Source organism: Novosphingobium sp. 11B, from assembly GCF_054589055.1.
In genome coordinates, this window is record NZ_BAAILP010000060.1 from 1 (window position 1) to 9,412 (window position 9,412).

The window sequence follows — 9,412 nt, forward strand, 5'->3', positions numbered from 1 at the left end:
GGGCCGGAAGCGATCGAAGTCGCTTCCGGCCCTCTCTATTTATCCGGGTCAAAAAGGTCTTGCGATTCGCGCACTCGCTGCCGCAATAGAGGCGCGAGCCCGTCCAGACGCGCGACAAGCGCGCCGCCAGACCATCTTGGGATCCGCATTGACCATCTCGGAACGCTTCACGGCCTTTTTCAAGGCCGTCCCCGGCATCGACACTTCGCTCGACCTCGCCCGCCGCAGGGCCGCGACGATCGGGGGAGCGGTGCTGCTCGGCCTGATCGCGATCGCTTTCGCATGGGCGGGTGACACTGCGCAGAAAGTGTTCCGCGCCTTCGCCGCCGTCCACCCTTACGCTCCGCTCGTCATGACACCCGCGATCTTCGCTGCCGTCGTCTTCATCACCCGGCGCTGGGCGCCCGCCGCGCGCGGCTCGGGCATTCCGCAGGTCATGGCAGCGAGTGAAAACCTCGAACTCGCCCGCTCGCCGCTGCTGCAGATGCGCACCGCGATCACCAAGCTGCTGCTGACGGTGACGATGCTGCTGGCCGGAGGCTCGGTCGGGCGCGAGGGGCCGACGGTGCAGGTCAGTGCCGCGATCATGGTTGCCTGCCACCGCGTGCTGCGCGTGCCGATGACGGCGGGCGTGCTCATCGCGGGCGGTGCAGCTGGGGTCGCGGCCGCCTTCAACACGCCGCTGGCCGGGGTCGCTTTCGCGATCGAGGAACTCGCCGCCGCTTTCGAGCAGCGCGTCGCGGTGCTGGTGATGGGCGCGGTCGTCGTCTCCGGCCTCGTCAGCCTCGGGATCGCCGGGGACTACGTCTACTTCGGAGCCATGCGACAGACGCTGGAAGTCGGCTCGGTCGTGATGATCGCGCCGGTCGCGGGAATCTTGGGCGGCGTCCTCGGCGGGCTGTTTTCGCGCCTGCTGCTGGCCTGCGCGCGCGGCGAACATCCCCTTCTCGCGGCCATGCGTTCGCGGCCGGTAGCGACGGCGCTGATCTGCGGGCTTGTCGTCGCGGTGCTCGGCGTCGTCACCGGCGGCTCTACGTGGGGCACCGGCTACGAGACTACCCGCCTGATGATCGACGGCCAGCAGAGCGCCTCCCCCTGGTTCGGCCCGGCCAAGTTCGTCGCCACCGCCGCGACGGCGATCTCCGGCGCGCCGGGCGGCATCTTCGCGCCATCGCTGTCGGTCGGCGCGGGCTTCGGCGAACTGCTGTCCTACGTCTTCTCAGGCGATCCCATGCCCGCCGTCGTCCTGCTGGGCATGACCGGCTACTTCGTCGGCGTCGTGCGCGCGCCGCTGACCGCCGTGATCATTCTGATGGAGACCACCGCAAGCCGCGGGATGATACTGCCGCTGTTCCTGACAGCGATCATCGCCGATACCGCCAGCACGCTGGTGTGCCGGGAAAAGCTCTACCACGGCCTCTCGCGCGGGTTTCTGGCGAAAGGGTGACCGAGCGCCGTTCATCATCACCACGCGTCGTCATTCCCGCGAAGGCGGGAACCCATCTCCTGATATTCCCTGTCGAGGCGTCATCAGTTGGGTCCCCGCCTTCGCGGGGATGACGGGCAAAATATCAAGACCCGGTGCGGTCGCAGCGATGAAACGCCAAAACGAAAAACCCCGCCGGTGAGGGCGGGGTTTTTCGTTTTGGATGGTGGTGCGCCCGGAACGATTCGAACGTCCGACCCTCAGATTCGTAGTCTGATGCTCTATCCAGCTGAGCTACGGGCGCCTACCATTTTCAACCCAAACAAGGACCACATCACCCCCGGAAGGAAGAGTGGTGCGCCCGGAACGATTCGAACGTCCGACCCTCAGATTCGTAGTCTGATGCTCTATCCAGCTGAGCTACGGGCGCCTTGGAGGGCTGCCTCTAGGGGGGGAATCGGGATCGGTCAACGCCTATGTTCCGCTTTTTTGCATATTGTTTTCCACAGCCCCCAGATGCCGTTCGAGCGCATCGGCCAGCGGATAATCGAGCGGCGGCATCCGCAGCCCCGCGATCGCTTGCGGAGCCACCCAGGCCACGTCGGCCGCCTCGACGGCGCTCGGTTCGCCATGCCAGCGAGTGCACATGTAGAGGAGAATGACGAGCGGGCGCGACGGCCCCTTCCCGCCTTCCTCGACCGATGCGGTGCGGCCGCTGGCGAAACTTACCGCCGCCAGATCACCGGGCGCGACGATCACGCCCAGTTCCTCTTCGAGTTCGCGTACAAGGGCGCGCTCCGGGCTCTCACCCGGCTCCAGCTTGCCTCCGGGAAATTCCCATAGGCCGCCATGCACCCCGGTGAAATCGCGCTGCTGCATAAGCACGGTGCCGGAACGCATCAGCGCACCTGCGACCACGAATAAGGGTGTCGGTGGACTTTCCAGCTTTGCCTCCTGCCTTAATGCCTAATTAACGCTGCCGTGGGATCAGACGTCCCTCGCGCGAACTAGCACGGTGACCATGCGCCTTCATCGCTTTCTCAAGACCATCATCGAGAACCGGGAGGGTGCCTCCACGGTCGAGTACGCGATGATCCTCGCATTCATCGTGCTGGCCATGTTCGCCACCCTGCAGGCCGTCGCCGGCGAGACCGTGGCCATGTGGAACAATGTGGCCACCAAGTCGTCCGCCGCGATGACCAAAAACTAGGGTGAAACAGCCTTAAGCGTTTATCAACGATTGCAGGCTAAAAAGAGATTGTCCAAGGCGCAGAAGAGAGACTGAAGCGAGGCGGACCGGGTACACTAGACTGCTTTATCAGGAGACCACCATGAAGTTTCTCGCCAAGCTGCGCCGCAACGAAAAGGGCGCGACCGCCATCGAATACGGCCTGATCGCCGCTCTCATCGCAGTTGCCGCCATCGCCGCCATGCAGGGCATGGGCTCGCAGCTCGTTTCGACCTTCTCGAAGACCTCGTCGGCCATGTCGAAGGGCGTCAGCTAATAGCTGAATACTTGATCTGTACTTACAGATTAAAGATTGAGGGGCGGCAGGGAAACCTGCCGCCCCTTTCGCTTTGTGGCATGTGGAAGCCATAAAGACGCAATATCAGTAGGTTACGATCTTCACCTTCTGCCCCGGCGTCAGCGCGGTGTTCGCATCCATGCCGTTGAGCACCAGGAAACGGTCCACCGCCGCGTCGGTATAGGCCATTTTCGCCGCCAGCGACCGTACGGTGTCGCCCTGCTTTACAGTCACGACGCGCAGCAATCGCGGCTTAACGCTGCCCGCATCGGCCGCCGAGATCCGACGGATCGAGCGGAACATCGGCGTGAACACTTCCGCACCGCCTGCCTGCGCCAGCGTCAGGAAGTGATAGGCCTGCCCGTTGCCGAAGTCGTAGGCGAAGACGACGACGTCCACCGACCCGCTCTGCTGCTGCACCCGCGCGACTCCGTAAGCGGCGGGGATGCCATTCACCGTGGTTTTTTCGATGCTGGCGGGAGTGATTCGCGCCTGATTCGATTCGGTCAGCCCGGCGAAGACGCCGGTGATGTACGAATCGAGGCTGCCGCTCAGCTTCCCGCCGGAAAATTGTGCCTTCCCCGACGATCCGCTGATCGTCACCGCCTGCGTTCCGTTGACCATGAAGAAGCCGTCGGGCGCCTCAAAGGCGAATCGCAAGGTCGGGTGCGTGAATTTCCGGCCGTCCACCACGCCCTGCTTGGGATCGTCGCCGTAGACCAGCCCGTCGATTCGCGTGAGGAAAGTGTCGCGATTCGTGGCGCCGCTGCTCCCCTGCCCCGCATATGTCAGCGCGGAGCGCACGCGCGAGGCGGGATCGGGGTGAGTCGAGGCCCATTCCGGCGTCTGATTCGTGCTGCCGCGCAACTGCGCCTCCAGCGCATTTTGCCGCGCGAGGCTTTCCAGCACGCTCGACATCGCGCGCGGATCGTAGCCCGCGCGCTTGAGGTAGGTGATGCCGAGCTGGTCCGCCTGCAGCTCCTGCGAGCGCGAGAACTTCAGCGTAAGCAGCTGCGAACCTTGTGAAAACAGTTTCTGCCCGAACTGGCCGAAAGCGTTGTCGCCCAGCACCGCGCCCGCCAGCACCGAGCCCAGCACGCCGAGGATCTGGTTGCGCTGCGCCGCCTTCTGCCGCTGCGCCGAGTGCCGCGCGGCGACGTGGCCGACCTCGTGGCCGAGCACGCCCGCCATCTCCGCCTCGTTGTTCATCAGCGCGGTCAGCTGGCGCGTCACGTAGATATAGCCGCCGGGAATCGCGAAAGCGTTGTTCACCGGCGAATTGAGCAGGGTGACGGTGAAATCCCCCGTCGCGTTCGACAGGCCCGACTGCACCGCGATTCGCTTGCCAACCTGCTCGACGTAGCTGGCCTGCGGACCGGTCAGGCCGCCGCCGAATTCGGCCAGCAGTTCGGGATGGGCCTTGGCGCCTTGCGACTTGTCGGCGGCGGAGATCGCATAAACGCGCGGCGCGCTCGAAGACTGCGCCTCCAGCCGCGCCGGACCCGCCGAGACCACCAGCAGCCCCAGCGCCGAGACGACCGCGCCTCCCCGAACTCCGGCCCGAACCATGCGCTTCACGTTCGATACCATGTCGCTCCCTTCCTTCCATCCTGCGGCCGCCACCCGCGATTCTTGCCCTTCGCGCAACGAGTCGCACGGCGGGCTTGTTCCCTTGCGCCCTACATCTGCCCCTTCGCGAGCGGATGGCGCGAGTTCACCAGTTCCACCAGCCGCGCGCTGTCCACATGCGTATAGATCTGCGTCGTCGCGATGTCGGCATGGCCGAGCAACATCTGCAGCACGCGCAAATCCGCGCCGCCTTCCAGCAGGTGAGTCGCGAAGGCATGGCGCAGCACGTGCGGCGAGACGCGCTCCGGATCGAGACCCGCCCTACCCGCCAGTGCCCGCAGCAACTGGAACAGCCGCACCCGCGTCAGGTGCCCGCTCGCCCCGCTCGACGGAAAGAGGAACCGCGAGGTCCCCTTCCGCAAAGCCAGCCAGCGCGACAGCACCGCGCGGGAGCGGGTGCTCACCGGCACCATGCGCTGCTGCCCGCCCTTGCCGGTGATGTGGAGGAACGGCGCATCCCGCGGCACCGCCGTGACCGGGAGCGACACCAGTTCGGTCGCGCGCAGGCCGGACCCGTAGAGCAATTCGAGCAGCGCCAGCAGCCGCACCGCGTCGGACCGCTCGGAAGTCGCCTCCTCGTCCGCCTGCGCGAGAAACCGCTCGACTTCGTCGTGACTGAGCAGGCGCGGCAGCGGGCGGCGCACGCGCCCCTTGGGCAGCGCACCGGAAGGATCGTCCTTGCGCAGCCCCTCATCGATCAGGAAACCATAGAACTGCCGCAGCGCCGAACACCGCCGGGCGAGGCTGGACGCCGCCAGTCCGCTCCACGCGCCTCCGAGCCCCTCCAATGCCTCGGGCGTGGCATTGGCGACATCGCCCAGCACCTCGCGCGCGGCTTCGAGGTCGCGGCGATAGGCGGCGAGCGTATTCGCCGCCGCGCCGCGCTCTGCCGCCAGCATCGCCAGGAACCGCTCGGCGAGGTCGTCTGCGCCCCCGCTCATCGGCCTCAGACCCGCGCGACCGCCTCGGCGGCGATCATCCGCGCTTCGGCGTCGAGCCCCACCGATCGCAGCGCCGAGACGATGTGATAGAGGTGGCGCGGCGTCATCCGCTGCCAGTTGTCGCCCTGCATGCCGAACGCGGCGAGCAGCGCGACGCTGGCTTCGTCGCCGCGACTGGCGGCATGGTCGATCGCCTGAGTCCAGCGCGTGCTTCCAGCCATGTCCATCCCGGCATCGCGGGTGACCCGCTCGGCGTCGGCGCGATCGACGCGCTCCAGCCCGGCAAGACCGGCGGCAAGGAAGGCCGAGCGGCGCTTCTGCGTGCTGTCGTCGTCATCGGCATAACTGTTGAGCGTCGAACTGCCGACCGTCGCCACGCGGCCCGGAGCAGCAAGAATCAGCATGCCCCATGCCCGCGATCCGGCCTCGACCACGCTCGACCAGCGCAGCGCATTGGCGTCGTATCCCGCCGCCAGCATCGAGGCGATCAGCGAGGACGCGCTGTCGGCCATGTCGGCGCTGGGCGCCATGCGCGCGGCGGCAGCGGCCGTCAGCACCTGCCGCGCATAGAGCGCCGACCCGGTCACGTTCCAAAGCGCCTGCATCGCCGCCAGCCGCGCGGCGGGGTCCTGCTGGACATAAGCGTCCCGCAGCGATTCCGCGCGGTCCTGCCACTCGCCGGTGACGTCGGGATCGGCGAAAATCTGCGAATAGAGGTCCACCATCGCCGCATTGGACAGCACGCCCGCCGCCGCGGCACGATCCGCCGCCGCCGCCCGGCGGCCAAGGCTGACCATCGGCGCCAGCGCCGTCGCGTAATCGTAGGACGGCCCGGCCGTGGCCATCAGCGCGGCGGGCGGTTCCAGCCCCGTTCCGATCGCGAGCCCATAGCGCCACGGCGTCATCGTCGTGACCTTGTCCCACTCGATTGTCACCGCGCGCCGCGCCTTGCCGGCCGCGCCTGCGTACTTCTGCGCGAGCAGCAGGTCGATCTGGTCCATCTTGCCGCGAACCCGGTCGCGCTCCAGCTTCGAGATCGCCGCCGTGCTGTTGCCGCGAAACGCCTCACAGATGGTGCGCGAGGTATTCCACGCGGCATCGTCACGCAGCGAGCCCTGCGTCGCCATCACCGGGCACATGCCGGTGAAGTCGGCATTGCGGGCATAGACGTCGAACGCCACCTGCCCGAACGCCGGGGTGTAATCGGCGATGTCGAGATCCTGCAGCACCACGCGCGCCGCATCGGTCTCGCCCATGCGCAGCAGCAGGCCGACGCGCATCGCCATGAAGTCGGCCGCGCTCATCCCGCTCGGCGGATTGAGGCGCGAGGCCAGCGCGCGGCGCAACAGGATATGCCCCCAGCGGGAGACCAGTTGCCCCCGGTTGCCCTCCAGCGCGACGCGGATCAGGCTGCCGTTCTGCCCGGCGAGCGAGGCCAGCGGCAGGCCCCCTTCGTCGGCACCGAGCATCCCCGCCTCGTCGGCGGAGCGCCGCGCGGCGGGCGGCATATCGATCACCACCTTGGCCCCGAGCAGCGCCTCGAAATCCTCGGGCGACATTTTCTCGAGTTCCTCGAGGCTCGGGATACGACGCAAGGTGCCGTCGTCCTGCGCGATCACCGTGGGCATCGCGCTAGGCGTACCGGTCGGGATCGCCTGCACTACCGGGGTCGAGGTCGAGGTCGCGGCGGGACGCGGAGCGCTCGACGCAGCAGCACTCGGCGCGGAGGAGTTCTGTGGCTTAGGGGCCTGGGTACGCGGCGCCTGCGGACGCGGGGTGGCCGAGCGCGCGGGTGCGGGCTCGTCGAACATCTTGGGCAGCAGCGATTCGGGGCTGTCCTGCGCCACCGCCCACACCGAGGTCAGCGCCAGCGCGCCTCCCGCGAGCAGGTGCACCGCTCTCATTTCGACAGTTCCGGCAGCGGGATCGAGACGGTCTGCTGCGTCACCGGCTGCACGCCCGCGTCATTCCATGCGGCAATACCAAGGCCGACCACGGCAATCGGCAGGAGAATGGCAACGGCCGACGCTATACGGCGCCTGCGCTTTACGATGTTCACTCGGCTTCCTTCACCATGCTTGCGCTGCGACCTAGCGCAACTATAGGCGATCGGGCAATGGACGTTCAACAAACCCGGTTTTCCGCGCAGGAAATTGCAGCGCTCGCCCGCCGTATCGACCGGCCCATCGTGCTTGTCGGTATGATGGGCGTGGGCAAGTCCAGCGTCGGCAAGCGGCTTGCGAACCTGCTCGATTGCCCCTTCGTCGATGCCGACGACGAGATCGAACGCTCCGCGCAGATGAGCATCCCGGAAATCTTCGACGCTTATGGCGAGGACTATTTCCGCGACGGCGAGCGCCGGGTGATTTCCCGCCTGATCACGGACAGCGAGACCAGACGGCAGCGCATCGTCATCGCCACCGGCGGCGGCGCCTTCGTCAATGCCGAAACCCGCGCGCTGATCCTCGACAAGGCGATCACGATCTGGCTCGACAGCGAGGTCGATACCCTCGTCGAGCGCACTGCGCGAAAGGAGAACCGCCCGCTGCTGCGCGGCGGCAACCCGCGCGAAATTCTCGGCCGCCTGCGCGAGGAACGGGCGCAGCATTATTGCCAGGCGCCGATCCACGTGCTGAGCAGCGCAGGCCCGCACGTCCAGACGATCAACAAAGTACTTCAGGGAATTTCCCAATGGCTGTGATCCCCGTCGATATCGCCGGTCGCCCTTACGAAGTGCGCGTCGGCGCCGGGCTGCTCGCGGAACTCGCCCCCAACTGCCGGGGCAAGCTGCGCAAGCGCGGCGTTCCAATCGTCACCGACGCCAACGTCCACGCGGCGTGGGGCGACATGGTGGAAAAGTCCCTGCGCGACAACGGCCACGAACCGCACTGGCGCATCCTGCCTGCGGGCGAGGCGACCAAGTCGTGGGACGAACTCTCGGCCACGGTGAACTGGCTGCTCGGCCTCGAAGTTGAGCGCGGCGATCACATCATCGCGCTGGGCGGCGGCGTGATCGGCGACCTCACCGGATTCTGCGCCTCGGTGCTGAAGCGCGGCTGTCACTTCATCCAGGTACCCACTACGCTGCTGGCCCAGGTCGATTCGAGCGTCGGCGGCAAGACCGCGATCAACACGCCGGCCGGCAAGAACCTCGTCGGCGCGTTCCACCAGCCCTCGCTGGTGCTGGCCGACCTCTCGGCGCTGGAAACGCTGCCCGAGCGGGACTTACGCGCGGGCTATGCCGAAGTCGTGAAGTACGGTCTGATCGACGACGCCGACTTCTTCGCCTGGTGCGATGGCAACGCCGCCGCGATGCTGGCGGGCGACAGCGCGCTTCGCGAATATGCGGTGGCGCACTCGGTCGCGGCCAAGGCGCGCATCGTGGCGGAGGACGAGTTCGAGACCACCGGCCGCCGCGCACTGCTCAACCTCGGCCACACTTTCGGCCACGCGCTGGAGGCCGAGACCGGCTTCGGCGACCGCCTGCTCCACGGCGAGGGCGTCGCGCTCGGCATGGTGCTGGCGGCGCGCTACTCGGCGCGGCGCGGGCTGATGCCTCAGGCAAGCGCCGAGCATGTCGCGCAGCATATCGGCGAGATCGGCCTGCCCGCCAGCCTCAGGGCGCTAGGGCTGGACTGCGACGGTGCCGCTCTCGTGCAGCACATGCTCCACGACAAGAAGATGGACGCCGGCACCCTGCCCTTCCTGCTGATGAAGGGCATCGGCCACACCTACCTCGACAAGCAGGTTTCGCTGGAAGACGTGGCGGCGTTCCTCGACGAGGAATTGGGGCGCTGACGCTCTCCTGAGCACCGTCCCTTCAACGTCGTCATTGCGAGCGTAGCGAAGCAATCCAGAGCGGTTTAGGCGGCTCTGGATTGCTTCGCTAC

Annotated in this window: 10 protein-coding genes and 2 tRNA genes; 5 read left to right on the plus strand and 7 right to left on the minus strand. The window is 67.0% G+C overall.

The features are described 5' to 3' along the window. Positions 1-148 precede the first annotated feature (148 nt). Positions 149-1,447, plus strand: a complete 1,299-nt coding sequence (locus ACYPYD_RS05245) for a chloride channel protein (RefSeq protein WP_459662350.1) — start codon at positions 149-151, stop codon at positions 1,445-1,447. A 206-nt stretch (positions 1,448-1,653) separates the two neighbouring features. Here ACYPYD_RS05245 and ACYPYD_RS05250 read toward each other — a convergent pair. From ACYPYD_RS05250 to ACYPYD_RS05260, 3 genes are all read right to left on the minus strand, one after another. Next, positions 1,654-1,730, minus strand: a tRNA-Arg gene (locus ACYPYD_RS05250). A gap of 49 nt (positions 1,731-1,779) precedes the next feature. Further along, a tRNA-Arg gene (locus ACYPYD_RS05255) sits at positions 1,780-1,856 on the minus strand. A gap of 44 nt (positions 1,857-1,900) precedes the next feature. After that, positions 1,901-2,326, minus strand: coding sequence for a (deoxy)nucleoside triphosphate pyrophosphohydrolase (locus ACYPYD_RS05260; protein ID WP_459662351.1), 426 nt, complete (start codon positions 2,324-2,326; stop codon positions 1,901-1,903). A gap of 121 nt (positions 2,327-2,447) precedes the next feature. Between ACYPYD_RS05260 and ACYPYD_RS05265 the strand changes: the two genes are divergently transcribed. Both ACYPYD_RS05265 and ACYPYD_RS05270 read left to right on the plus strand, forming a co-directional pair. Beyond that, a complete protein-coding gene (locus tag ACYPYD_RS05265; protein WP_459662387.1) occupies positions 2,448-2,636 on the plus strand; it encodes a Flp family type IVb pilin in 189 nt (62 codons plus the stop codon). Between the two features lie 121 nt (positions 2,637-2,757). Continuing rightward, entirely contained in the window at positions 2,758-2,931 is a 174-nt protein-coding gene (locus ACYPYD_RS05270) for a Flp family type IVb pilin (protein WP_008829680.1), read from the plus strand. Between the two features lie 105 nt (positions 2,932-3,036). On the opposite strand, the gene ACYPYD_RS05275 is transcribed toward ACYPYD_RS05270, so the two are convergent. From ACYPYD_RS05275 to ACYPYD_RS05290, 4 genes are all read right to left on the minus strand, one after another. After that, entirely contained in the window at positions 3,037-4,521 is a 1,485-nt protein-coding gene (locus ACYPYD_RS05275; RefSeq protein WP_459662389.1) for a M48 family metalloprotease, read from the minus strand. A 110-nt stretch (positions 4,522-4,631) separates the two neighbouring features. Further along, a complete protein-coding gene (locus ACYPYD_RS05280) occupies positions 4,632-5,522 on the minus strand; it encodes a tyrosine recombinase (protein WP_459662352.1) in 891 nt (296 codons plus the stop codon). A gap of 5 nt (positions 5,523-5,527) precedes the next feature. After that, on the minus strand, positions 5,528-7,426 hold the full coding sequence (locus tag ACYPYD_RS05285) for a hypothetical protein (protein WP_459662353.1): 1,899 nt from the start codon (positions 7,424-7,426) through the stop codon (positions 5,528-5,530). Further along, positions 7,423-7,581 (minus strand): hypothetical protein, encoded by a 159-nt coding sequence (locus ACYPYD_RS05290; protein WP_155986147.1) that lies wholly within the window; start codon positions 7,579-7,581, stop codon positions 7,423-7,425. The genes ACYPYD_RS05285 and ACYPYD_RS05290 overlap by 4 nt, the downstream gene beginning before the upstream one ends. 57 nt (positions 7,582-7,638) lie before the next feature. Between ACYPYD_RS05290 and ACYPYD_RS05295 the strand changes: the two genes are divergently transcribed. Further along, on the plus strand, positions 7,639-8,223 hold the full coding sequence (locus tag ACYPYD_RS05295) for a shikimate kinase (RefSeq protein ID WP_069707589.1): 585 nt from the start codon (positions 7,639-7,641) through the stop codon (positions 8,221-8,223). Further along, entirely contained in the window at positions 8,214-9,320 is a 1,107-nt protein-coding gene (aroB, locus tag ACYPYD_RS05300; RefSeq protein WP_459662354.1) for a 3-dehydroquinate synthase, read from the plus strand. Before ACYPYD_RS05295 ends, aroB begins: the two co-directional genes overlap by 10 nt. Positions 9,321-9,412: the final 92 nt, after the last annotated feature.